This is a genomic window from Micromonospora sp. U56, from assembly GCF_018070095.1.
In the GTDB taxonomy this organism is placed as follows: domain Bacteria; phylum Actinomycetota; class Actinomycetes; order Mycobacteriales; family Micromonosporaceae; genus Micromonospora; species Micromonospora purpureochromogenes.
In genome coordinates, this window is the sequence record NZ_JAGPYL010000002.1 from 51,108 (window position 1) to 75,029 (window position 23,922).

Annotated in this window: 23 protein-coding genes; 9 read left to right on the plus strand and 14 right to left on the minus strand. The window is 73.5% G+C overall.

The window, feature by feature from the left end; all coding sequences use genetic code 11:
• The first annotated feature begins 2 nt into the window (after window positions 1-2).
• Window positions 3-896: a transketolase family protein gene (locus KBX37_RS01465; protein ID WP_210773805.1), complete on the plus strand. Its 894-nt coding sequence runs from the start codon at window positions 3-5 to the stop codon at window positions 894-896.
• Here KBX37_RS01465 and KBX37_RS01470 read toward each other — a convergent pair.
• Window positions 882-1,589 carry a glycosyltransferase family 2 protein gene (locus KBX37_RS01470; protein ID WP_154942013.1) on the minus strand — a complete coding sequence of 236 codons (708 nt, stop codon included), beginning with the start codon at window positions 1,587-1,589 and terminating at the stop codon, window positions 882-884. The two genes, KBX37_RS01465 and KBX37_RS01470, sit on opposite strands and share 15 nt — an antisense overlap.
• Before the next feature lie 123 nt (window positions 1,590-1,712).
• On the opposite strand from KBX37_RS01470, the gene KBX37_RS01475 reads away from it, so the two are divergent.
• On the plus strand, window positions 1,713-4,082 hold the full coding sequence (locus tag KBX37_RS01475) for a hypothetical protein (protein ID WP_210773806.1): 2,370 nt from the start codon (window positions 1,713-1,715) through the stop codon (window positions 4,080-4,082).
• A 138-nt stretch (window positions 4,083-4,220) separates the two neighbouring features.
• A complete protein-coding gene (locus KBX37_RS01480) occupies window positions 4,221-5,816 on the plus strand; it encodes a ricin-type beta-trefoil lectin domain protein (protein WP_210773807.1) in 1,596 nt (531 codons plus the stop codon).
• A gap of 55 nt (window positions 5,817-5,871) precedes the next feature.
• On the opposite strand, the gene KBX37_RS01485 is transcribed toward KBX37_RS01480, so the two are convergent.
• The 8 genes from KBX37_RS01485 to KBX37_RS01520 all read right to left on the minus strand — a co-directional run bounded on the left by KBX37_RS01485 (window position 5,872) and on the right by KBX37_RS01520 (window position 13,786).
• Complete coding sequence (locus KBX37_RS01485; RefSeq protein WP_210773808.1) at window positions 5,872-6,474, minus strand: hypothetical protein; 603 nt, start codon at window positions 6,472-6,474, stop codon at window positions 5,872-5,874.
• 56 nt (window positions 6,475-6,530) lie between these two features.
• Window positions 6,531-8,009, minus strand: coding sequence for a HAMP domain-containing sensor histidine kinase (locus KBX37_RS01490; protein WP_210773809.1), 1,479 nt, complete (start codon window positions 8,007-8,009; stop codon window positions 6,531-6,533).
• On the minus strand, window positions 8,002-8,694 hold the full coding sequence (locus tag KBX37_RS01495; protein WP_210773810.1) for a response regulator transcription factor: 693 nt from the start codon (window positions 8,692-8,694) through the stop codon (window positions 8,002-8,004). Before KBX37_RS01495 ends, KBX37_RS01490 begins: the two co-directional genes overlap by 8 nt.
• A 68-nt stretch (window positions 8,695-8,762) precedes the next feature.
• Complete coding sequence (locus tag KBX37_RS01500; RefSeq protein WP_210773811.1) at window positions 8,763-9,275, minus strand: hypothetical protein; 513 nt, start codon at window positions 9,273-9,275, stop codon at window positions 8,763-8,765.
• A gap of 137 nt (window positions 9,276-9,412) precedes the next feature.
• Window positions 9,413-10,336: a DUF1906 domain-containing protein gene (locus KBX37_RS01505; RefSeq protein ID WP_210773812.1), complete on the minus strand. Its 924-nt coding sequence runs from the start codon at window positions 10,334-10,336 to the stop codon at window positions 9,413-9,415.
• Window positions 10,337-10,490: 154 nt separating this feature from the next.
• The gene (locus KBX37_RS01510; RefSeq protein WP_210773813.1) at window positions 10,491-11,366 is read right to left on the minus strand and encodes a DUF1906 domain-containing protein; all 876 of its coding nucleotides are present in this window, start codon (window positions 11,364-11,366) and stop codon (window positions 10,491-10,493) included.
• Between the two features lie 166 nt (window positions 11,367-11,532).
• Window positions 11,533-12,531 carry a phosphotransferase family protein gene (locus KBX37_RS01515; protein ID WP_210773814.1) on the minus strand — a complete coding sequence of 333 codons (999 nt, stop codon included), beginning with the start codon at window positions 12,529-12,531 and terminating at the stop codon, window positions 11,533-11,535.
• 82 nt (window positions 12,532-12,613) lie between these two features.
• Window positions 12,614-13,786: an acetyl-CoA C-acyltransferase gene (locus KBX37_RS01520; protein WP_210773815.1), complete on the minus strand. Its 1,173-nt coding sequence runs from the start codon at window positions 13,784-13,786 to the stop codon at window positions 12,614-12,616.
• 101 nt (window positions 13,787-13,887) lie between these two features.
• Between KBX37_RS01520 and KBX37_RS01525 the strand changes: the two genes are divergently transcribed.
• On the plus strand, window positions 13,888-14,325 hold the full coding sequence (locus KBX37_RS01525) for a PH domain-containing protein (RefSeq protein WP_210773816.1): 438 nt from the start codon (window positions 13,888-13,890) through the stop codon (window positions 14,323-14,325).
• A 34-nt stretch (window positions 14,326-14,359) separates the two neighbouring features.
• On the opposite strand, the gene KBX37_RS01530 is transcribed toward KBX37_RS01525, so the two are convergent.
• Together KBX37_RS01530 and KBX37_RS01535 are read right to left on the minus strand one after the other, a co-directional pair.
• Window positions 14,360-15,307, minus strand: coding sequence for a rhomboid family intramembrane serine protease (locus tag KBX37_RS01530; RefSeq protein ID WP_210773817.1), 948 nt, complete (start codon window positions 15,305-15,307; stop codon window positions 14,360-14,362).
• A gap of 27 nt (window positions 15,308-15,334) precedes the next feature.
• Window positions 15,335-15,865: a peptidylprolyl isomerase gene (locus KBX37_RS01535; protein WP_210773818.1), complete on the minus strand. Its 531-nt coding sequence runs from the start codon at window positions 15,863-15,865 to the stop codon at window positions 15,335-15,337.
• An 84-nt stretch (window positions 15,866-15,949) separates the two neighbouring features.
• Between KBX37_RS01535 and KBX37_RS01540 the strand changes: the two genes are divergently transcribed.
• Entirely contained in the window at window positions 15,950-16,747 is a 798-nt protein-coding gene (locus tag KBX37_RS01540) for a hypothetical protein (protein WP_210773819.1), read from the plus strand.
• A 114-nt stretch (window positions 16,748-16,861) separates the two neighbouring features.
• Here the strand turns inward: KBX37_RS01540 and corA are convergent, their stop codons facing one another.
• The 3 genes from corA to KBX37_RS01555 form a co-directional block, all read right to left on the minus strand.
• Window positions 16,862-18,010, minus strand: a complete 1,149-nt coding sequence (gene corA, locus KBX37_RS01545; protein WP_210773820.1) for a magnesium/cobalt transporter CorA — start codon at window positions 18,008-18,010, stop codon at window positions 16,862-16,864.
• Window positions 18,011-18,409: 399 nt separating this feature from the next.
• A complete protein-coding gene (locus KBX37_RS01550; RefSeq protein WP_210773821.1) occupies window positions 18,410-19,504 on the minus strand; it encodes a PLP-dependent aminotransferase family protein in 1,095 nt (364 codons plus the stop codon).
• Window positions 19,505-19,669: 165 nt separating this feature from the next.
• Entirely contained in the window at window positions 19,670-20,059 is a 390-nt protein-coding gene (locus tag KBX37_RS01555) for a cyclic nucleotide-binding/CBS domain-containing protein (protein ID WP_210773826.1), read from the minus strand.
• Between the two features lie 344 nt (window positions 20,060-20,403).
• Here KBX37_RS01555 and KBX37_RS01560 point away from each other — a divergent pair, with 344 nt between their 5' ends.
• The 4 genes from KBX37_RS01560 to KBX37_RS01575 all read left to right on the plus strand — a co-directional run bounded on the left by KBX37_RS01560 (window position 20,404) and on the right by KBX37_RS01575 (window position 23,782).
• Entirely contained in the window at window positions 20,404-21,174 is a 771-nt protein-coding gene (locus KBX37_RS01560; RefSeq protein ID WP_210773827.1) for a hypothetical protein, read from the plus strand.
• A gap of 124 nt (window positions 21,175-21,298) precedes the next feature.
• Window positions 21,299-22,030: a sugar phosphate nucleotidyltransferase gene (locus KBX37_RS01565; RefSeq protein WP_210773830.1), complete on the plus strand. Its 732-nt coding sequence runs from the start codon at window positions 21,299-21,301 to the stop codon at window positions 22,028-22,030.
• Complete coding sequence (locus tag KBX37_RS01570; RefSeq protein ID WP_210773831.1) at window positions 22,018-23,085, plus strand: iron-containing alcohol dehydrogenase family protein; 1,068 nt, start codon at window positions 22,018-22,020, stop codon at window positions 23,083-23,085. Before KBX37_RS01565 ends, KBX37_RS01570 begins: the two co-directional genes overlap by 13 nt.
• Window positions 23,060-23,782, plus strand: coding sequence for a CDP-alcohol phosphatidyltransferase family protein (locus tag KBX37_RS01575; RefSeq protein WP_210773832.1), 723 nt, complete (start codon window positions 23,060-23,062; stop codon window positions 23,780-23,782). The genes KBX37_RS01570 and KBX37_RS01575 overlap by 26 nt, the downstream gene beginning before the upstream one ends.
• Window positions 23,783-23,922: the final 140 nt, after the last annotated feature.

Below are 23,922 nucleotides of genomic sequence, written 5' to 3' on the forward strand. Positions count from 1 at the left end.
GCATGCGGGAGACCTTCGTCGCCAGCGCGACCGAACTGCTGGCGGATCCGCGTACCACCGTCGTGCTGGCGGACATCTCGGCCGCGGCGTTCGCCCCGGCCGCCCGCCGGTACCCCGACCGGGTGCTCAACGTCGGCATCCGGGAGCAGTTGATGGTGGGGGTGGCCGGCGGACTGGCGCTGACCGGGCAACGCCCGATCGTGCACAGCTACGCCCCGTTCCTCGTCGAGCGGGCGTACGAGCAGATCAAACTGGACCTCGACCACCAGGGGGTGGGGGCGGTGCTGGTCAGCGTCGGGGCGTCGTACGACCGGGCGGCGGCGGGCCGGACGCACCTCAGCCCGGCGGACGTCAGCCTGCTCGACACGCTGCACGGCTGGACCGTGCACGTGCCCGGCCACCCGGACGAGGTGCCGGGGCTGCTGCGCGACGTGGTGTGCGGGCAGGACTCGGCGTACCTGCGGCTGTCGACGCAGCGCAACACCCGCCCGTACGGCGGGGACGGCGCGCTGCGGGTGCTCCGCGACGCCGGACCCGGCGCGGCTCTGCTGGTGGCCGTCGGGCCGGTGCTGGACGCGGCGCTCGCGGCGGTGGCCGACCTGCCGGTGACGGTGGCCTACACCCACCGGCCGCGGCCATTCGACACCGCCGGCCTGCGGGAGCTGGCCGGCACGGAGGTGATCCTGGTCGAGCCCTACCTGGCCGGCACCTCGGCCCGGGTGGTGTCGGAGGCACTGGCCGACCGCCCGCACCGGCTGCTCAGCCTCGGCGTGGCCCGGTCGGAGCTGCGGCGCTACGGCACGGCGGAGGACCACAGCCGCTGGCACGGGCTGGACGCCGACGGCCTGCGCCGCTCGGTCGACAGTTTCCTCCGGACGGTGTCAGCGCGGGGCTGAGCCGGCGGGACGGCGGCGGGTGCGCTCCCGGCCGAGGATCCAGAGCGCCTCGACGCCGTCCTTCCAGGTGATCTTCTTGCCCTCCTCGCGACCGCGCGCCCGGTAGCTGATCGGCACCTCGTACGGGCGGATGCGGCGGCGCAGCAGCTTGCCGGTCACCTCCGCCTCCATGCCGAAGCCGCGGGACCGGACGTCGAGGGAGCGGTAGAGCTCGACCGGCATCAGCTTGAAGCAGGTCTCCAGGTCGCCGATGTAGGAGTTGAACAGCACGTTGGCGGCCATCGTGACGCCCTTGTTGCCCATCACGTACCAGAAGCTGTAGGCGCTGTGGCTGCCGAAGGTGCGATTGCCGTAGACCACCGTGGCACGGCCGTCGAGCACCGGGTCGAGCAGGCGCGGGATGTCCTGCGGGTCGTACTCCAGGTCGGCGTCGAGGATGACCATGTACTCACCCTCGGCGCTGTCCACCGCCGTCTTGATGGCCGCGCCCTTGCCCGCGTTGCGCTGGTGGGTGATGACCCGCAGTCGCGCGTCGTCGGCCCGGCCGAGGATCTCACCGGTGCCGTCCCGGCTGCCGTCGTCGACCACGACCAGCTCGATCTCGCACGGGTAATCGACCGCCAATGCCTGCTTGAGGGCATCCGCGATGCGTTCTTCCTCGTTGTAGACCGGCATGAGGATCGAGAGCTTCACGGGGATCTCCACGGTGGCGACAGTAAGTCGGCCCTAGCCTAGCCTGGCTGCTCAGCGCCAGGGAGGCCGCCACCACGGCCAGGGGGCACCCACCCTTCAGGAACATGGTGTTAACTTCCGCCCATGTCGGCAGCCGGCTGGATGGTCGTGGTGGCGCCCGTCGCCGCGTTCGTGGTGCTCACCTCGGTGCTGTGGAGCCGCCGCCCGGACGCGGTCGCCCCGCTGCGCCTGGCCGTGGTCCGCGCCGCGCTGCTGACCGGCGTCTTCGCCGTACTCACCGTGGAACTGCTGGGCGCGCTGCGCGCGCTCACCCTGCCGGCCGTCGCCGCGGCCTGGCTGCTCTTCGTCGCTGTTACCGTGGCGGCCGCCCGCCCGTGGCAGCGCCGAGCGGCCGTGGCGTCCGCCGCGGTGGCGCCCGCCACCCGGGCCGGGACGCTCGTCGGGGCGGCGACCGGCGCCCCGGCGTCCGGCACCGGCCCGGCCGCCACGCCGATCTCCCCCGCCGGCCCGCCCGGCGTCGCGGCGCCCCCGGCGTCCGTGCCGGACGGCCTCGCGTCGGCCCTGGCCGGCGTCCGGACCCGGCTGGCCCACTTCCGGGGTACGGCGAGCCGGGGCGAGCGGCTGCTGGCCGGCACGGTCGCCGGGCTGGTGCTGGTGGAGCTGCTCGTCGCGCTGCTCGCCGAGCCCAACAACTTCGACTCGCAGACCTACCACCTGCCCAAGGTGGAGCACTGGGTCGCCCAGGGCAGCCTGGACTTCTGGCCCACCGCGATCCACCGGCAGGTGACCATCCCGCCGGGCGCGGAGTACCTGCTGCTGCACCTGCGCCTGCTGACCGGTGGTGACGCGCTGCACAACCTGGTGCAGTGGGCCGCCGCGCTGGGCTGCCTGGTGGTGGCGACCCGGGTCGTCGCGCAGCTCGGCGGTGGGCGGCGGGCCCAGCTGCTCACCGCGTTCCTGCTGGCCACCACGCCGATGGTGGCGCTTCAGGCGACCAGCACCCAGACCGACCTGGTGGCCGCCGCCTGGGCCGGGTGCGCCGGGACGCTGGCGCTGGACGGGCTGCGCCGGCGCGCGGACGTCGGGAGCCTGCTGGCGCTCGGCACGGCCACCGGCCTGACCGCGCTGACCAAGACCAGCGGCCTGCTCGCGGTCGGACCGCTGCTGGTGCTCTGGGGAGTCGCCCAGCTCCGGCTGGCGTTCCGCCGGGAGTCGGCGGACCCGGGCTCGACATCGGGCGGCGCGGGCTCGACATCGACCAGCCCGATGCCGGCGGGCTTGGCGGGCTCGGAGTTGGCGGACTCCGGGTCGGCCAGCTCGGTGCCGGCGGGCTCGGGCTTGGTGGGCTCGACGCCGGCGGGCGTGACGCCGACGGGCTCGGCGTCGGCCGGTGCGGCGTCTGCCGGGGAGGGTCGTGGCGCCGCCGGGGTGGCGCGGACGGTCGCCGGATCGCTGCTGGTGCTGCTGGTGGCCGCGGCGGTGGTGGGCCCGTTCCTGGCCCGGGTGACCGTCGAGTTCGGTCACCCGCTCGGCCCGCCCCGGCTCCGCGAGTCCATCCCGATGGAACGGCACGACCCGGCGTCGATCCTGGTCAACGCGCTGCGGATCGGCAACACCGCGTTCGATACCCCGCTCGCACCGCTGCGCGCCGGCATGGCCGGGGCGATCACGGGTGGCTCGCGGGCGATCGGCGTCGATCCGCAGGACCGCGCGATCACCTTCGGCCGGGAGGTGTTCCCGGTGCCGGCCTGGTACCCGGACGAGGACCGGGTGGCGTTTCCGCTGGCCGGCACGCTGGCGCTGCTGGGGGCGGTGTTCGCGCTGGCCCGGCCGGCCCGGATCAGCCTGACCGGGCCGGCGGCCCTGCGGGCGTACGCGGTCGCGGTGGTGGTGGCCGTCGGGCTGCACACCGCGACGATCAAGTGGCAGCCCTGGGGGAACCGGCTGCTGCTCTACGCGCTGGTGGCCGCCGTGCCGCTGGCCGGGCTCTGGCTGGACGCGCTGCTGCGGCGCCGGCTCGGGCCCGGGCGGCGGTCGGTGGCGGTCGGGCTGGTGGTGAGCATGCTGGCCGCCTCCGCGCTCGCCGGCGTGCTGGCCCTGTCGTACGGCTTCCCGCGCCGGTTGGTCGGCGCCGGCTCGGTCTTCACCACCTCCGAGTGGGACACGCGCTTCCTGCGCCGGCCGCAGTGGGCCGAGGAGTTCCGCTGGGCCGCGGCGGCGGTACGGGTGAGCGACGCCCGCCGGATCGGCCTGGTGCAGCAGAACGACAACTGGGAGTACCCCTGGTGGCTGCTGCTGCACGACGGGGAGGGTCGCTCGCCGGAGCTGGTGGCGTTGCAGTCGGTGCTGCCGGAGCGGCCGCCGGCCGACCCGGCCTCGGTGGACGCGATCGTCTGCACCGGCAGCCGTACTGCGTGCGCCAAGCTGGTGCCGGCGGGCTGGACCCTGGAGTTCCGCGACTACGTCGGCTACGCCCTGCCGCCCGGCCGCTGACCGCCCCACCACCGCGCCCTGCCCGCGCCGCGCAGATGGCGGAAACCTTTCCGAGACATATTCACATCCGTGCATCGCCCGCGTTACCGTCCGGTAACTCGATCGACATCCCACGATCGAGCCGAAAGGAGTGCGTCGATGCTTGGCACCCCCACCAGGCGCGCACCGGGGATCCGACGGGCACTGACCGTCGTCTCCGCCGCCGCGCTCGTCCTGCCCCTGCTCCTCGGGCCGGCCTCCCCCGCAGCCGCCGCCGACCGCCCGACCGTCCAGCCACTCCCGACGAACCTCGAAGCGATCCGCGCCGCCGAGGCCACCGCGCTCTACGGCGCACCGGCGATCCGCCCGCTCGAGCAGCGCCGCACCGCCCTGGTCACCATGGGCGACAGCGAGATCTCCGGCGAGGGTGTGGGCAACTACGTGCCCGGCACCCACCAGAACGGCAACTGGTGCGACCGCTCGTACGACCAGGCGGTGTTCCGCACCGGCATAGCCGCCGACGAGAAGTACAACATCGCCTGCTCCGGCGCCACCCCGTGGAACCTGATCCGGGGCGGGCCCACCCAGCACAACGAGCTCAACCAGGGTGACTACCTGGCCATCAAGGCGCGCAACACGCACATCAGGTTGATCTGGGTGGTGGTCGGCGCGAACGGCGACGGCACCATCCAGTTCGGTCCGGTGGCCACCGACTGCACCATCCGCCGGGTCTTCTTCCAGGGCCCCTGCTACCCGACCTACACCGACCAGTGGACCATCCGCACCGACGGCAGCCGGCGGGCCGTCGAGGACGCGCTCACCGACATCCGGCGGACCATGACCGACGCCGGCTACCTGGGGTCGGACTACGAGCTGGTGCTGATGTCGTACCCGAGCCCGGGCAGCCCGGACGTGGAGGACAACCCGAACTTCCCCGGCTGGTACGCGGGCGGCTGCCTGCTCTACCTGGCCGACGCCGCGTTCGCACGGAACAAGGCGGTGCCGCTGTTCGAGTCGGCGCTGCGGGCGGCCGCCACCAACACCGGCACCCGCTACCTCGACGCCAGCCGGCTCTTCCACGGCCACGAGGTCTGCACCGACAACACCTCGGTCCGCGGCCTCTACATCGAGGTGGGGATCTGGGACGAGAACGCCGCCCGGCAGTCGTTCCACCCCAACATCCGCGGGCACGGCATGTTCGCCCAGTGCATCACCCAGTTCTGGAACGCAGGCCTCCAGCGGGCGACCTGCGTCGACCCGGCCAGCACCGGCAACGGCCTGCTCCAGCCCGGGCTGCTGGAGTTCAAGCAACTGCGCAACGCCGCCACCGGCACCTGTGTGGACGGCCGGGGGTACGACTCGCGCAATGGCACCGTCCAGCAGTCGTACGGCTGCCACGGTGGCCGTAACCAGGGCTTCTGGTACGACCCGGGCCGCCGGTCGCTGCACTCGGAGCTGTCGCACGACCGCTGCCTGGACGTGGCGGGCGGCTCGCTGACCGCCGGCACCGCGGTCAACATCCATGACTGCCACGGCGGTGCCAACCAGAAGTTCGTCTTCGCCGCCAACCAGCTCAAGCCGGCCGGCGCGACCAACCTCTGCGTGGCGTTCGACAACCCGTGGCTGGGCACCCCGCGGCTGCGGCTGGCCGGCTGCTCCACCAGCAGCCGGCAGCAGTGGTCCTTCGAGTCCCGGTCGTTCGCCAACCCCGTCGGCTACGGGCACGACGACTTCATCGGGTCCCGGGTCTACTGACCGCGCGGAGCCGGCGCGGTGGTCCGCGCCGGCTCCGTCGGCGGGGCTGCCCGAACTACTGCTGCTTGAACGGCACCACGATCAGGCGGGCGACGGTGGCGTCGCCGTCCTTGGCGCCGGCGACCCCGATCCTCGTGCCGACCTTGACGTCGCTCGACTGGATCGTCGTACGCCGCTCGATCACCCGGAGCTTGTCGCCGAACGTCCAGGTCAGGGTGAAGCCGTCGGTGGACTTGACGGTCACCGAGTCACCGTCGACCGCGGTGACCTCGCCGCGCTGCACCACGACCGTCTTCGTGCCGCCGTCCCTGGTCTGCACGACGGCCTCGCCGTGCAGGGTGTTCTTCCGCAGCAGCACCCGGGCCTGGCGGCGCTTGCGCCACTCCTCGGCCCGCTCACCGCGCTTGCCCTTCGGGCCGGCCTCCGCCTCGGCCGATCCGGAGGCCGACGGCGCGGGAGCGGCCACCAGCTCCAGCTCGGTCGGGTCGAAGCCCATGGCGGCGAGCGCCTGTCCCTCCACGCCCATCGCCGCGGCGACGTCGACCGCGGCCTGCTGCGCCGTACCGTCGGCGACCTGGGCCGGGCCGCAGCCGGTGAGGCCCAGCGCGACCGCCGCGAGCAGCGACGTGGTGGCGACGGCGAATCCCTGACGTGCCATGACACTCCCTCTCGTCCGTGGTGCTCTCAGCGTCGCGCGGCCCGATGGGCGCCGCGTCAGGCCGATGTTCGGGTCAGGTAAGGATGGGCGGGCAGCCGGACGGTGAACGCCGCCCCGCCCTCGACGGCGTGCCCGGCGACGATCTCGCCGCCCAGCCGGCGGACCAGGCCGGCGGCGAGCGCCAGCCCGAGTCCGCTGCCCACCTTGCGCACCCCCCGGTAGCGCTGGTGCAGCGCCCCGCGCTCGAAGGCCACCGCCAGGTCGTCGTCCGTGAAGCCGGGCCCGCCGTCGCGGACCTCCATCACCCCGCCGGCCGCCGGGTCCGCGCCCGCCGGCCGGACCGCGAGCACCACCGGCGCCCCCGGAGGTACGACCCGCAGCGCGTTCTCCAGCAGTCCGTCCACCACCTGCCGGATCCGTCCCGGATCGGTGTACGCGGGCACCGGCGTGTCCGGCGCCTCCAGGCGGAACGGCACGCCGACCGCCGCGCACCGGTCCGACCAGGTGCGCTCGGCGTCGGCGGCCAGCCGGGTGAGATCGACCGGGACCGGTTCCAGCGGGAAGTCCGCCGCCTCCAGCCGGGCCAGCGCCAGCAGGTCGCTGACCAGCCGGTCCAGGTGCTCCGCCTCGGCGAGCATGGTCCGCCCGGTGCCGGGCGCCTCGTCCGCGCCGATCACCCCGTCGGCCAGCGCCTCGGCCCAGCCCCGGATCGCGGTCAACGGGGTGCGCAGCTCGTGCGAGACGGAGAGCAGGAACTCCCGTTGCCGTCCCTCGCTGGTGGCCAGCGCGGCGGCCAGCCCGTTCAGGGCGTACGCCAGGTCGGCGACCTCGTCCGGCGGCTCCACCGGTACGCGTACCGCCCGGTCGCCGGCGCGCAGCCGGGCGGCGGCGTCGGCGGCGTGCCGGATCGGCCGGGCCAGCCGGCGGGCGAGGAGCAGTCCGGCGGCGACCCCGGCGGCGAGCCCGGCGAGCAGCGGCAGCCAGAGACTGCGCAGCACTCCCCGCCAGGGGCCGCTGGTCGTGGCGCGGGTCAGCACCACGCCGTCCCCGTCGGGCAGGGCCCGCCCCTCCACCAGGGCGCGCCGGCCGTCGACCAGCCGGCGACCGGAGACGTCCTTGCCGGCGGAGATCCGGTTCACCACCTGCCGGGGCAGCCCGGGGCGGTCGACCGTGCCGGCCCGCACGACGTACACCTCGATCTCCTGCTGGCGGAGCTGGCGGATCAGCCGGTCCCCGGCGGCGTCCCGCTGCCGCACCGGGCGTACCCGCAGCACGTCGGCGGCGAGGCGGGCCTGCGCGGCGAGCGCCGCCTGGTCGCGGCGCTCCGCGCCGCGTACCGCGAGGGGGACCGCGACCAGGGCGGTGACCAGCACGGAGACCAGCGCCACCGCGCAGGTGACCAGGACCGCGCGGGTGGTGAGGGTGTCGGTGATCCGGCGACGCCGGGGCGCAGGGGCGGGCCGGGGCCCGAGCACCGGCAGCGCTACGGTGGGCTCGTGCGGCCGGTCGGGGCGCGGTCGGCCGGGGTCAGCCATCGGCCGCGTACCCGACGCCGCGGTGGGTGCGGATCACACTGGCCGCGCCGAGCTTGGCCCGAACCTGCGCCACGTGCACGTCGACGGTGCGGGTGCCGGCGTGCGCCGCGTACCCCCAGACCCCGGCCAGCAGTTCCTCCCGGGTGAAGACCCGGCCCGGTCGGGCCATCAGGTGGGCGAGCAGGTCGAACTCGGTGGAGGTGAGCTGGACCGGGGCGCCGCCGGCGGTGACCGTGCGGCGGGCCGGGTCGAGGGTGACCGCGCCGACCGTCCGGGCACGCTCCAGCCCCTCGGGCGCGCCGGCCGTGCGGCGCAGCACCGCGCGGACCCGGGCGACGAGTTCCCGGGGACTGAACGGCTTGGTGACGTAGTCGTCCGCGCCGAGTTCCAGCCCCACGATCCGGTCGACCTCGTCGTCGCGGGCGGTGAGGAAGATGACCGGCGTCCAGTCGCCGGCCTCGCGCAGCCGGCGGCAGATCTCCGTGCCGGCCAGGCCGGGCAGCGTGATGTCGAGTACGCAGGCCACCGGGCGCAACCGGCGGGCGGCGGCCAGGCCGGCCGTGCCGTCCCGTTCCAGGTGCACGCCGAAGCCGTCCCGGACCAGGTAGAGCCGGACCAGGTCGGCGATGGCCGGCTCGTCCTCCACCACGAGGACGAGTCCGCGCTGCGGGGCGTCGACGGTCACCGGCCCATGATGACCGACCGGCGGTCACCGGCGACGTACGGCTGTGTTCGGGTCAGGTAAGGATGCGGTCAGCGGGCCGGTACGGGCCGCAGCGCCGGACCACCGGCGGTGGCGGGCGCCTCGCCGATGGTGGCGACGACCCGCTCCTTCGGCGTGCGCAGCCGGGTACGGAACGCGTGGTTGAGCAGCGTGTCGAGCTGCCACACCTGCTTCGGGTGCTGGGTGTGGATGACGAACCGCTCGCGGACGCCGTCGATCGCGGTGGCGGCCAGGTCGACCGACTGCGAGCGCGGGTCCGGGCTCCAGGTGACGTTGCTCAGCTCGCGCAGCTCGGTGTTGAGGTGCAGGCGGAGCCGGTGCAGCACCCGGGTCTGCTGGGTGACCACCATCCGGCGGTGGGTGAGCAGGAGGAGGTATTCGCCGGCCACCGGCCGGTCGGGGCGACCGCACCGGGCGAGCAGGATGGTGGCGTCGCCGGAGCCCACGCACTGCCGGAAGATCGGCATGTGCCGGCTCACGGTCTGGACCGCCAGGCCGGTCTCGGCGGCGGCCGGGAGGAACGTTCGGGAGAAGACGTCCATGACCTGCCCAACGAGCCGTGACCTGGGGTGATGTGGGTCACTGCCGACTTTTGGAAGTTCCACGACCCCCTGTCGCACCGCCTGTCCGTCAAGGGAGGGACAGACGCGAGAACGGCTCGGGTCAGCGGGTCAGCGGGTCAGCGGGTCATGCGGAACGGACCGAACCCGGCGGCGCGGGAACTGGGCCGGGTCGGCGTCACCGTCGCCGACCGGTACCGGGTCATCGGCACCTCGAGGTCGAGGTAGTTGCTGTCGATGTTGAGCCGGACACCGCCCCAGGTCTCGTGGTGGTCGCCCTGGTACTGCTTCATCCGCCGCTTCGGCACCCAGTGGTTCGCCGGGATGGCCGGGTCCGACGTCGTCTGCACGCCGTCCCAGTTGGCGAAGTCCAGCACGTCGGGTCGGATGTGACCGGGCTGGGCGTAGGCGCCGACGTGGTCCTGGAGACCGGCGGACCGGGTGTTGGTGTAGAGGCCGGACAGGTAGCCGTGATCGTGCAGCCGGGCGGTCCACGCGCTGGTGAACGTCAGAACCGCGGTCGAGCAGGTGGCGTCGCCCGAGGGGTAGCGCTCCATGTCCAGGATGATCGTGCTCTGCACCGGGAGGCCGAGGGCCCGGGCCTTGGTCACCGCGTCGTCGGCCGCCGCCCGCCCCTGCGCCGCCGCCTGCGCCGGGTCGATCCGCCGCTGGTACGTCGAGCACGGCGCCTGGAGGCCGACGTAGAGCGGGAAGAACCGCCAGCCCTTGGCCTGCTGGTCGGCCACCCACTCCTTGGTGAGGTTCGCCTGCGCGCAGCCCCGGTTCACCCCGCCGATGTAGATCCCGATCGCCCGGTACGGCGACTGGAGCCAGGCCGTCATCTGGGCGCCGGAGGGCGCGGCGCAGGTGTCGAAGCCCAGCCCCGTGAAATTGCCCGGGTGCGGCCCGGTGTAGCCGGCGGCCCGAGCCGGGCGGTCGGCGGCGGCGACCCCGGCGGTGGCGAGGAGCATCCCGGCCACGGCGGCGGTCAGCAGCCGGTGGGCGGCCCGCCGCAGACTCGACGGAGCGGAGGTGGTCGTCACGGGTTCCCCGTTCTGGTGAGGGTCGTCGGACGGCGGAGCGGGCGTGGACACGCGCTCAACACCGACCGGGGGTCCTGCCCGGTCGGGGGCTGTCCACCCCGCCGGCGTCCACTCCGTCGTCGGATGGACGGAGTGGACGCCGGACGGGCTCGGGTCAGCGGGTCGGCGTCACCACACCGGACCGGTACCGCGTCGGTGGCAGCTCCAGGTCGAGGTAGTTGCTGTCGATGTTGATCGTGACGCCGCCCCACGTCTCGTCGTGGTCGCCCTGGTACTGCTTCATCCGCCGCTTCACCCAGTACGTCGCCGGGATGGTGGGGTGGGACACCGTCTTCACGCCGTCCCAGTTGGCGAAGTCCAGCAGGTCGGGAGACACGTGGCCCGGCTTCCCGTAGGCGGCCACGTGGTCCTGGAGACCGCCCCCGCCGCTGCTGGTGTAGAGACCGGAGAGGTAGCCGTGGTCGTGCAGGCGGGCGCTCCACGCGCTGCTGAACGAGAGCACCGCGGCCGAGCAGGCGGCGTCGCCCGCGTTGTAGTACTCGATGTCCAGGATGATGGTGCTCTGCAGGACGATGCCGAGGTTGCGGGCGTTCGTCGCCGCGTCGTCGGCCGCCGCCCGACCCTGGGCCGCCGCCTGCGCCGGGTCGATCCGCCGCAGGTAGGTCGTGCAGGGCGCCTGGAGGCCGACGTAGAGCGGGAAGAGCCGCCAGCCCTTCGCCTGCTGGCTCGCCACCCACTCCCGGGTCAGGTTGGGCTGGGTGCAGCCCCGGTTGACCCCGCCGATGTAGACGCCGACCGCCCGGTACGGCGACTGCAGCCAGGCGGACATCTGGGCGTCCGACGGCGCGGTGCAGGCGTCGAAGCCCAGCCCGGTGAAGGTGCCCGGGTGCGGTCCGGTGTAGCCGGCGGCCTGCGCCGGCTCGCTCGGTACGGCGACCGCCGCGGTCGCGAGAAGCATCCCGGCCACGGCGGCGGTGAGCACTCGACGGGCGGCCCGACGCAGAGCCGACGGAGTGGAGGTGATCGTCACGGATTCCCCGTTCTGGTGAAGGTCGTCGGACGGCGGAGCGGGCGTGGACACGCGCTCAACACCGACCGGGGGGAATCCTGCCTGGCCCACGGCGTGCTGTCCACCCCGTCAGCGTCCATTCCGGAGCCTGCCGCGGCATGTGTCCCGCACGCCGGGCAGCGGACGGTCAGACCGGCAGCGGGGCGAAGAGCTCACCGAGCCAGCCGGGCACCGCCTCGGCGTACTCGGCGCGGGCCGGGTCGGAGGTGACCAGGGCGCGCTGCCAGGACAGCGCCCGGCTGACCGTGGTCACCCGCATCGCCAGCTCGGTGGCCTCGCGCAGCGCCGCCCGGTCGTACCGGTCGGTCCACGCCTCCAGGTACGCGTCCCGCAGCCGCAGCAGCGCCGGGTCGTCGGCGGACAGTTCGCCGGCGTACGCCACGGAGCGCAGCGTCACCAGCAGCGTGCCGAAGGGGTGGGCGACGGAGGCGTCCCCCCAGTCGAAGAAGCGGTACCCGTCGGCGGCGACGAAGACGTTGCCGTCGTGCAGGTCGTCGTGCTGGATGCTCGCCGGCACCCCGAAGTCCGCCAGCCGCCCGCAGAGCGCCTCGAACTCCCCCCGGTACGCCCGCAGCCGCTGGTGCAGTTCCGGGTCCATCCCGTTCTCCGCGCCGAGCAGCAGCGCCTTTTCGTCGTCCAGCAGCACCTCGAACCGTTCCGGCAGCCCCGCCGGCCGGTGGTCGGGCACCCCGAGGGCGAGCAGCCGCTGCGCGTGCGGCGCGACGGTGAGCTGGAGCGCCGCGTACCCGGGCAGCAGCCGCTCCCAGCGGGACCGGTCCGGCTCGGCGGCGAGCGTGTCCCGCAGGCTCGGGCCTCCGTCGGGCAGCAGGGACCAGCCGCGCCCGGTGTCCACGGCGATCGGGTGGAGCACCCGGTCCGGGGTGAGCCGGGCCAGCTCGGCCAGGAGCCCCGCCTCGTGCCGGGTGCCCGGGTTGTTGGCCTTGAACCAGACGTCCCCGCTGTCGGTGGGCACCCGCCAGACCAGCGACCAGGGCCGTACCCGGGGTTCGACCGAGCCGGTCACCCGGCGACCGCTGCGGTCGAGCCGGTCGGCCACCCACTCCAGGGCGGTCGCCTGCCAGTGCGGGTCGGCCCAGTCGGTCCGCGGCGTCGAGGTCTCGGTCACGCCGCGAAATCTAGGCCGTCGCCGGTGGCGGAGTCACGCGTATTCCGCCCGCCCCGGCGACGGCCCGTCGTGGCCGGGGCCGTCAGAGCAGCTCGACGATGGTGGCGTTGGCCATGCCGCCGCCCTCGCACATGGTCTGCAGGCCGTACCGGATGCCGTTGTCGCGCATGTGCTGGAGCATGGTGGTCATGATCCGGGCGCCGCTGGCGCCGAGCGGGTGACCGAGGGCGATCGCGCCACCGCGCGGGTTGAGCCGGTCCGGGTCCGCCTCGGTCTCGGCCAGCCAGGCCAGCGGCACCGGGGCGAACGCCTCGTTCACCTCGTACACCCCGATCTCCTCGATGCCCAGCCCCGCGCGGCGCAGCGCCTTCGCGGTGGCCGGGATCGGCGCGGTGAGCATGGTGACCGGGTCGTCGGCGGCGACCACGGCGGTGTGGATGCGGGCCAGCGGTCGCAGGCCGTGCCGGCTGGCCCACTCGCTGGTGGTGACGGCGAGCGCGGCCGCGCCGTCGGAGATCTGCGACGCGGACCCGGCGGTGACCACGCCGTCGCCGCGGAACGGGGTCTTCAGCTCGCCGAGCTTCTCCAGCGAGGTGTCCCGGCGGATGCCCTCGTCGGCGGCGAACTTGCCGCCGTCGGCGAGCGCCACCGGGGCCAGCTCGGGGTCGAACGCGCCGGCGTCCTGCGCGGCGGCCGCCTTCTCGTGGCTTGCCAGCGCGAACTCGTCGAGCTGGGTACGGGAGAAGCGCCAGCGCGCGGCGATCAGCTCGGCGCCCACGCCCTGGTTGAACGGCAGCGGCTCGTCGGCGGCGAAGCCCTCGACGCCCCGGTAGCGGTCGCGGAGCTGGTCGCTGAAGGGCATTCCGCCGGCGACGCTGGAGCCCATCGGCACCCGGGTCATCGACTCGACGCCACCGGCGACCACCAGGTCGGCCTGGCCGGAGGCGACCGCCGCGGCGGCGAAGTGCAGCGCCTGCTGGCTGGACCCGCACTGCCGGTCCACGGTGGTGCCGGGGACCGACTCGGGCCAGCCGGCGGCGAGCACGCCGTTGCGGGCGATGTTCCAGGACTGCTCGCCGACCTGGGACACGCAGCCCCAGACCACGTCGTCGACCTGGCCGGGCTCGATGCCGGTGCGCTCGGCGAGCGCGCGCAGCACGTGCGCCGAGAGGTCGACCGGATGCACGGCGGACAGGCTGCCCTTGCGCCGCCCCACCGGGGTGCGTACCGCGCCGACAATGACTGCGTCACTCATATCTACTCCCCGGTAACCTGGCTGCCGTCGATACTACGTCCTCCGGGAGCCGGTGTCGTCCGCCCCCGACAGTGGCCGCGTCCGGCTGGCATGCTGGACCCGTGCAGCCTCCATCGTCCCCATCCCACCAGTGGCGGGTGCCGCCGGCCCTGCCGGTGGTGAAGCTGGTCGGCGCGGTGCTGCTGGTCGCGCTCGGCCTGCTGCTCTCCGACGGTGACCGGGTCCAGGCCGCGCTGACCGTCGCGGTCGCCGCCGGCCTGGTCGGCTGGGCGCTGCGCGACCTGCTCGCCCCGGTCCGCCTCGCCGCCGACCCGGCCGGGGTCACCGTCATCCACGGGTACGCCGGCCGGCGGCACCTGCCCTGGCCGGCCGTCGAGGCGATCACGGTGGACCGGCGGTCCCGGCTCGGGCTGTCCACCGAGACCCTGGAGATCGACGCCGGGGAGTCGCTGCACCTCTTCGGCCGGTACGACCTGGGCGCCCCACCCGACGAGGTGGCCGGGACGCTCCGGTCGGTCCGGGCTGCCGCCCGCCACTGAGCAGCGGCTCAGCCGATGAGCATCGGGCAGCGGCTCAGCCGGTCAGCATCGCGGTGCGGACGATCACCAGGCCGAGCAGCGCCACCAGGATGACCGCCGTGCCGGCGGACTGGAAGACCGACCGGCGCATGCGCGGCGCGTACGCCAGCACCCAACCCATCGCCGCGCCGGTGACCAGGCCGCCGACGTGGCCCGGGATGGAGATGTTCGGCACGGTGAAGGTGAAGATCAGGTTGATCACCAGGACCGGCACGATCGCCGAGGTGTCCCGGCCCAGCCGCCGCATGATCACGAAGACCGCGGCGAAGAGCCCGAAGATCGCGGTGGACGCGCCGGCCGACGCCGCGTTCGGTTCGCTGAACAGGTAGGCCGCGACGTTGCCGCCGAGGCCGGCGACCAGGTAGAGCCCGAGGAAGCGCAGCGGCCCGAGCAGGGCCTCCAGGTCCCGGCCGAGCACCCAGAGCGCCCACATGTTCAGCAGCAGGTGCACCAGGCCGTAGTGCAGGAACATCGCGGTGACCAGGCGGTACCACTCGCCGGCCGCCACGCCGTGCGGCTCCCCGAACGGGACGTAGGAGGCGTAGCTCAGCACCGCGCCCCACTCGGTCAACGGCGTGCCCCCGCCGAGCAGCCCGCCCAGGCCGGAGCCGCCGACCATCGCGTCGCCGCCCCGGTCGCTGAGGATCGACAGCACCATGGCCAGCACGTTCAACGCGATCAGGGTGCGGGTGACGAGGCCGCGGCGGCCGGCGGCACCGCCACCGAAGGCGGTGCGCGCCGGCCGCACGCTGCGGCGTCCCTCGTTCACGCACTCCGGGCACTGGTGGCCGACGGAGGCCTCCCGCATGCACTCCGGACAGATCGGCCGGTCGCAGCGGGTGCAGCGGACGTACGTCTCCCGGTCGGAGTGGCGGTAGCAGACCGGAGTGGTCGGCACCGGCCCGCCGGTGGCGTCGCCGGCCGGCCCGGGGCGATCAGTCATGCGTGCAAAGGTACCTCGGCAGGGCGATCAGGCCGAGGTGCGCTCGATCTCGACCCGCTCGATCACGACGTCCTGCAACGGCCGGTCGCTCGGGCCGGTCGGGGTGTTCGCGATCGCGTCCACGACCTTCGCCGACTGCTCGTCGGCGACCTGGCCGAAGATCGTGTGCCGGTTGTTGAGGTGCGGGGTCTGCGACACCGTGATGAAGAACTGCGAGCCGTTGGTGCCCGGCCCGGCGTTCGCCATCGCCAGCAGGTACGGCCGGTCGAAGCGCAGCTCCGGGTGGAACTCGTCGCCGAACTTGTAACCCGGGCCACCACGGCCGGTGCCGGTCGGGTCGCCCATCTGGACCATGAAGCCGCTGATCACCCGGTGCGAGATGGTGCCGTCGTAGTACGGCCCGCTGCCCGGCTGACCCGTGCGCGGGTCGGTGTATTCCTTGTTGCCCTCCGCCAGGTCGACGAAGTTGCGGACGGTCTTCGGAGCGTGGTTGGGGAAGAGCTCCAGCCGGATCGAGCCAGCGTTGGTGTGCAAGGTGGCGTAGACAGCCTCGGCCACGGGTACTCCTCACTCGTTGGTCAGTTCCATGCGGATCCTCCCATGTGCCCGATCTGGCAGTGCGGAGGCATCCGAAGGTGGAGGATGACGAAGGAACAACTCCCAGGAGGTGGGACCGTGTTTGGAATCGGGCGGCGCAAGACCCAGGGACAGCTCGCGAAGGCTGAGCTGAACCAGGGCATCGGTCACCTGAGGCAGGCCGCCACGTACGCGGCGAAGGGTGCCGGCGCCACGGTCGGGCCGCGGGCCGTCATCGCGCGGGACCGGGCGTCCAGCGGTTTCGCGTCGACGGTCGCGGCGCTCGCGCCGCTGGCCCTGGCGGTCCGCAACGCCCAGGCGCAGACGGCGGGCAGGGCCCTCACCGGCCGGAAGGCCGCCGCCACGCAGCCGGCGATGAGCAGGAAGGCCAAGGCCAGGAACCTGAAGGCCGCGAAGAAGAAGCAGAAGAAGAGCGGGTCGATGATGACCGGACTGCTGGCCGCCGGCGCGGTCGCCGGCGTGGCCGGCGCGATGGCCATGCGCCGCCGCCGCGAGCAGCAGGAGTGGGCGGAGTACGACCCGACGCAGGGCGTGGAGACCGTCCGCGACGAGGTGGACACCCTGGTCGTCGAGACCCCGTCGGCGAACGGAGGCAAGGTGACCGACTCGTCCACGATGTCCAGCGGCGCCGGCACGGCCGGTGGCCCCACCGGTGCGGGCAGCTCGCCGGTGGCCGGTGGCGACAGCGCCTCGACCACCACCCCCGGCACCCAGCCGGTGATCCACGCCAACGACAAGGTCCCCTCGGTCGCCGAGGGCGCCACGGACGTCTCCGGCCGGCCGGCGGACGACCTCAGCAAGGCGCTCGGCAAGAACGGCGCGAAGTCCGGCAGCCGTCGCTGACCAGGCGGATCGCCGGCGGCGCGGGAGGCGACTCCCGCGCCGCCGGCGTGTCCGGGGTCGGTCGCGCGCCCGCCGGCCCGGACCGGGCGTCGGCGCGGATCGCCGGCGTGCGGGTCAGAGCCAGCCGTTACGGCGGAACCAGCGGTACAGCGCCAGCGAGATGGCGAGCATCAGGGCCAGCACGCCCGGATAGCCGTACGTCCACTTCAGCTCGGGCATGTTCTCGAAGTTCATCCCGTAGACCCCGGCGAACGCGGTCCAGACCGCGGCGATGGCGGCCCAGGCGGCGATCTTGCGCATGTCGTTGTTCTGGTCGACGGTGACCTGCGCCAGTCGCGCCTGGAGGATGGAGTTGAGCAGGTCGTCGTAGGAGTTGACCTGCTCGACGGTGCGGCTGAGGTGGTCCTGCACGTCCCGGAAGTAGCGCCGAACCTCCTGCGGCACCTCCCGGTTGACCTGCGCGGTGAGGGTCATCAGCGGCCGCTGCAACGGCATCACCGCCCGCTTGAACTCCACCAGCTCCCGCTTCATCTGGTAGATCCGCTGGATCCGGCCGCTGCTCTGCCGGTCGAAGACGTCGGCCTCCAGCACGTCCAGGTCGTCCTCCAGCTGGTCGGCCACCTCCAGGTAGAGGTCCACCACCCGGTCGGTGACCGCGTACGCCACCGCCCACGGGCCGTGCAGCAGCAGGTCCCGCTTGGCCTCCAGGTCGGCGCGGACCGGGGCGAGCCGGCAGGCGTCGCCGTGCCGGACGCTGATCAGGAAATTCGGCCCGATGAAGAGCATCACCTGGCCGGTCTCGACCACCTCGGAGTTCTCGGTCAGCTCCGCGTGCTCGCAGTAGCGGGCGGTGCGCAGCACCAGGAAGGTGACCTCGCCGAAGCGCTCCAGCTTGGGGCGCTGCTGGGCCTTGACCGCGTCCTCGACCGCCAGCTCGTGCAGGCCGTACGTCTCCGCGATGGCGGTCATCTCGGCCAGCTCCGGCTCGTGCAGGCCGAGCCAGACGAAGGCGTTGCGCTCCCCGCGGGCCGCCTCCAGCGCGTTGGCGTAGTGCCACTGGCCGGGCTGGCGTTCCCCGTCGACGTAGAGGCCGCAGTCGACCACGCCGCTGCGCCCGGGCCCGGCCGGGGCCGGGATGCGGGGGGAACCGTCGGCGTTGAGGATGCGGGACATCGCCCGGACCGGCGCCGTCCAGGCGCGGGGGCTGAGCACCCGCCCGGCGTGCTGGTTCGTTGACCGCTCCCGCTGGACCCGGTCCGTCATGGCGTCCCCCTCCCCCACGCTGCTGCGGCTTGCAGGCTACGCCCCCGCCGGCCGCGCCGCCCCGCGCCGGCCGGCCCGCCGGCAGCTTCGGTGATCAAGCGGGTGTGCTGCCGATACGCCCGATCGGACGGGTTCCGCCGCCACCCGTGCAAGATCACGAAGGGGTGGCGCCGGGTGGGCCGGGCCGCATTCAGGGGGGTGAGGGGGCGACGCGGCCCACCCGGCGCCGTTGGGGGCGGGGGTGATGCTGGGCGGCGTCGCGCGTACGCGCGGCGCGACCGGTGACCCGGCCGCGCGCGGGCAGGTGAGCGACGCTCGCAGCATTGTGAGCCGCCGGCCGGCCCGAGGGGTGCCCCGGACCGGTCGGCATCGCCAGATTGTCGGAAACCCGACAGATGTTCAGCCCCGGACGGCGGCCACGGCCTCCGCCAGCCGGCGGACACCCTCGTCGATCCGGTCCGCCGTGACGGCGGAGAAGGCCAGCCGGAGCGCGTGCTGCCCGCCGTCGACCATGAAGTCGCTGCCCTTGACCACGGCGACGCCCCGCTCGGCGGCGGCCGGGGCGAGCCGGGCCACGTCCACGTCCGCCGGGAACTCCACCCAGAGAAAGTAGCCGCCGTCCGGCTCGACGAAGCTGGCCTCGGGGAGGTGCCGGCGCAGCGACTCGGCGAGCACCCGGGCCCGCTCGCCGAGGGCGGTCGAGACGGTCTCGATCGACCGCTCGATGTCCCCCGAGACGCAGAACTGGTGCACGATCGCCTCGGAGACCATGCCGGGCGAGATGTAGAGGCTGGTCGCCTTCTTGGCGATGTCGGCGATCAGGTCCGCCGGCCCGACCAGGTAGCCGACCCGGACGCCCGGGCAGACCGTCTTGGTGAAGCTGGAGGCGTGCACCACCACGTTGCGGGTGTCCAGCGAGAGCATCGACGGCAGCGCCTCACCCCGGAACCGGATGTCGGCGTACGGGTCGTCCTCGAAGATCGTGAACTCGTACTCGACGGCCAGGTCGAGCAGCTCGCGGCGCTTCTCCAGGGAGAGCGTCACGCCGGCCGGGTTCTGGTAGTTCGGGATGACGTGCGCCAGCCGGGGCCGCACCCCGGACTCCAGCAGCTTGCGCAGCTCGGCGGTGTCGAGGCCGTCCGGCTGGATCGAGACGCCGTGGATCTCGCCGCCCATCCGCTGGAGGTTGAGCAGCGTCCGGTCGTACGTGGGACGCTCCACCACCACCGCGTCACCGCGGCGGACCAGGTGGTCGAAGAGGAACGCGTCCGCCTGGAGCGAGCCGTTGGTGATCAGCACCTGATCCGCCTCGACGCCGTGCTTCTCGGCGATCCACTTCCGCAGGGGTGGGTACCCGACGGAGGTGCCGTACGCCGTGATTCCGGCGGGGTCGGCGTCGAAGGCACGGACGGCGGCTGCCTTGAGACCCTCGACATCGACGATGTCCAGCGAGGGAGCTCCACGGGCGAACGAGATCAGCTGCTCGGCGGTCATGCGCACGAGCCTAGGGCCTGTCCCGGCCGGTCCGACCGGCATACACGCCAAGTTCAACATGCGGGCAGATGATCGACCGGCGGACGTGAGCGGGACTCTCGTCAGCGGGTCGTTCGGGCCGGTCAGGGGCCGCCGCGACAGGTGCGGACGACCCCCGGCCGGGACTCAGCCCACGCTGAGCCGCTGCTGCGACCAGACCCGCATGAGGTCGCGCACGGAGATCACCCCGGCCACCTCCCGGCCGTCGAGCACGACCAGGTGACGGAAGCCGCCCCGGGCCATCGCCGCGGCCGCTTCCTCCACCGTCCAATCCGGACCGGCGTAGACGACGTCCCAGCTCACGTGCGCCCTGGTGCGTTCCACGTCGCAGTCCAGCCCGGCCCCGATCGCATTGAGCACGTCCCGTTCGGTCATGATCCCGACCCCTTCGGAGTCGGGGTCGATCACCACTGCCGAGCCGACCCGGCGGGCCGACATCATCTGGGCGGCCTGCCGGAGCGTGTGCTCCGGACCCACCATGAGCACCTGGTTGGACATAGCTTCCCGAACCTGCATCACGCATCACCCCTTTGGGACGGCGGCACCCGGTACCCACATGGTGGGCCCACGTGGCAGACCGGGACAAGACCGGGCATCGGCGCGACCGACGCCCGCTCGCTACTGTCGACGCGTGCCCCCGCCCCTCTTCGCTGCGCAGGCGCCCTGACCGCCGACCACGACGGCCGCCTCCTCCTCCGGCGCCGGCCTCCCGAGCGGAGCCTCTCTCCCAAAGCCTGGGACATCACCGACCCCAAAGCCTGGGACATCACCGACGGCCAGGCGGGACCGGGCGAGAACGCTGTCACCGCGCTGGACGACCGCCCGCACGCCTGCGCCGCCGCGCCGCGGTCGACCCGTTCGTGAACTCCGGCGTCGAGCTGGCGCCGCACCGGTTCGCCGGGCTGGTCGCCCCGGCGGTCGACCGGACCTTCGTCGCCGGCATGCTCGCCGGCCGCGACGGCGGCGGTGCCGAGCTGAGCCAGCGGTACGGCGGGCCGGCCGCCACCGGCTTCCTGGTCGAGTTCCGCACCCGGCTCGCCGCGCCGGGCGGCACGGTCGACGGGGCGGGCTTCGCCGCCGTCACCCGCTACCGGGATCCGGCCACCTGCCAGCGCGCCCTGGACAAACAGGTGGCGCACGGGATGATCGTCCGCCGGCCGGACGGCGGCTTCGCCGCCACCGAGCGCGGTACCGACTTCCTCACCGAGATCTACCAGGTGCACGGCGAGGTCACCGAGGAGCTGTGGGCCGGGCACGACGACCGGGTGCTGCGCCTGGTCGAGGCGTTCGGGCGGCTGCTGGCGTACGCGCTCCTGCTCGCCGGGGAGCCCGACGCCGAGTCGACGCCCGCGTTCGCCACCATGGCCCCGCCGTACGAGCCGGACGGCACGCCGCCCGGGGTGCTCCTGCTGAACCGGCTCGGCACGCTGCGTTACCACCGGGCCGACGCGCACGCCGCCGCGTGGACCGCCGCCGGGCACACCGCGTCGAGCATCAGCGAGCTGCCGGAGGGGCCGGAACGACGGGCGATCGAGCTGGAGACCGACCGCCGCGCGGCCGGCCCGTACGCGGCGCTCACCGCCGAGGAGCGGCTCGCGGTGCTGGCCGACCTGGCCGCCCTGCCCGGCTGAGAGGGTGTCGGGAACCCCGCGGCGACGTTGCTGACAGCCTCTCTGGCCCCGGTTGACGGCAGCCCCACCGTCACGCGGGGCTATCCTCCACGGTGACCTGGAGTCGTACGAGGGAGGACCCCGCATGATCGGGATGGTGCTCGCGGCCGGTGCGGGGCGCCGACTGCGCCCGTACACCGACACCCTGCCCAAGGCGCTGGTGCCGGTGGACGGTGAGATCACCATCCTGGACATCGCGCTGCGCAACCTCGCCGAGGTCGGGCTCACCGAGATCGTGATCGTGGTCGGGTACGCCGCCGACGCGGTCGTTCAGCGCCAGGCGGCGCTGGAGGAGCGCTACGGCGTCCGCCTCACCCTCGTGCACAACGACAAGGCCGAGGAGTGGAACAACGCGTACTCGCTCTGGCTGGCGCGGGAGCACTTCGCCCGGGGCGTGCTGCTGGTCAACGGCGACACCGTGCACCCGGTGAGCGTGGAGAAGACCCTGCTCGCCGAGCGCGGGCCGGGCATCCTGCTGGCGATCGACAACATCAAGGCGCTGGCCGAGGAGGAGATGAAGACCACCTTCGACGCCGCCGGCCAGCTCACCCGGATCACCAAGATCATGGACCCGGGCGAGGCGTACGGGGAGTACATCGGCGCGACGCTGATCGAGCCGCAGGTGGCCGACGCCCTCGCCGACGCGCTGGAGGCGACCTGGCGGCGTGACCCCAACCTCTACTACGAGGACGGCTACCAGGAGTTCGCCGACCGGGGCGGCGAGGTGCGCGCGGCGCCGATCGGGGACGTCTCCTGGGTCGAGGTCGACAACCACGCCGACCTGGCCCGGGCGCGGGAGATCGCGTGCCGCTACTAGCCCGGACGGTCAACACCCCGCTGACGATCGAGGTCCGGCGGGGTGCCGTCGCGGACCTCGGTCCGCTCCTGGCCGACCGCCGGATCTCCGCCGGGGGCGATGTCGCGGTGGTGGTCGGTCCCGGCCAGGGCGAGAAGATTGTCGAGCTGTGCCGTCCTCTGCTCGGCTCCGCCGACGTGTTTACGGTGGCCGGTGGCACCATCGACGCGGCGAACGAGCTCGGCGACCGGCTGCGCCGCCGCCAATACGACGCCGTCGTGGGCATCGGCGGTGGCAAGACCATCGACACCACCAAGTACGCCGCCACCCGGTTCGGCATCCCGATGGTGACCGTGGCGACCAGCCTGGCCAACGACGGCATCGCGTCGCCCACCGCCTCCCTCGACCACGAGGGCGGCAAGGGCTCCTACGGGGTGCACATCCCAATCGCGGTGATCGTCGACCTGGACTTCGTGGAGAGCGGCCCGGACCGGCAGACCCAGGCCGGCATCGGCGATGCGGTCAGCAACCTCAACTCCTGCGCCGACTGGGAACTGGGCCACGAGGTCCGTGGCGAGCCAATCGACGGCCTCGCGGTCACCCTGGCCCGGACCGGCGCCGAGGCGCTCATCAACCACCCAGGCAAGATCACCGACGACGGGTTCCTGACCACCCTGGCCGAGGCGCTGATCCTCGGTGGGATCGCCAGTTCCGTCTGCGGCTCGACCCGCCCGGTTAGCGGCGGCGACCACGAGATCTCGCACGCCATCGACCGGCTCTACCCCGGCACCGGTTCGCACGGCGAGCAGGTCGGCCTCGGCGCCCTGTTCTGCACCTTTCTCCGCGACGATCCGGAGCGGTTCGGGCAGCTCGCTCGCTGCCTGCACCGGCACGGTCTCGCCACCAGCCCCGCCGACCTGGGACTGACCGACGAGCAGTTCGTGGAGGCGGTGCAGTACGCGCCTCGCACCCGGCCGGACCGGTACACCATCCTCGAACACCTGGCGATGTCACCTACCGAGACGCGGGAGCGGCTGGCAGACTACGCCGGTGCAATCCGCGACCACTGTGGCTGAGCCCCGTCCCACCGTTGCCGACTTCCACCGGGTCAACCGGGGCGGCGGCCTGTTCAGCGAGTCGCTCAGCCAGTGGCTCGGCGCGGTCTTCGCGCTGGTCGCCCAGCGCCTGGGGCTGCGGCCGACGGCGCTGACCATCGCCAACCTGGTGCTCGGGCTGGCCACCTCGGTGGCCGTGGTGGCGCTCGCCGACCGGGTCGCCGCCGGCGACGTACCGGCCTGGGTGGTCGGGCTGGTCGCGCTGGTCGGCTGGCAGGTCGCGTACTCGCTGGACTGCGCCGACGGTCAGCTGGCCCGGGTGACCGGGCAGGGCAGCGCGGCGGGCGCCCGGGTGGACGTGCTCTGCGACGTGGCCGCCCAGATCGCGCTGGTGGCCGCCCTGGCGGCGACCGCCGTGGCGCAGCGGCCGGAGACGCCGACCTGGCTGGTCGCGGTCTTCGCCGGCACCTGGATGGTCAACCTGGTGACCTCGGTGATGCAGGCCGGCCCGAACGCCGCCAGCATGGTCACCTCGACCTCGCTGCCGGTACGCCTGCTGAAGCTGGTCCGCGACTACGGCGCGGTGATCTTCGTGGCCGCGCTCGTCCTGATGCTCGCCCCGGCCCTCACCTTCTGGGTGATCGTGGCCTTCACGATCGTCAACGGCGGCTTCCTCCTCGCCAGCATCGCCTTCTCCGCCCGCGCCTCCCTCCGCTGACCCTCGCGCCCCCACACCCCCACCCCCGCCCCCTCGCCGCCTCCTCGGCGCCTTCCCTGGCCGCACTTTCAGAGAAAGCGTGGCTATCCGAGCCGGAATACCCACGCCTTCTCCGAAAGTGCACGCGGAAAGCCGGCGAG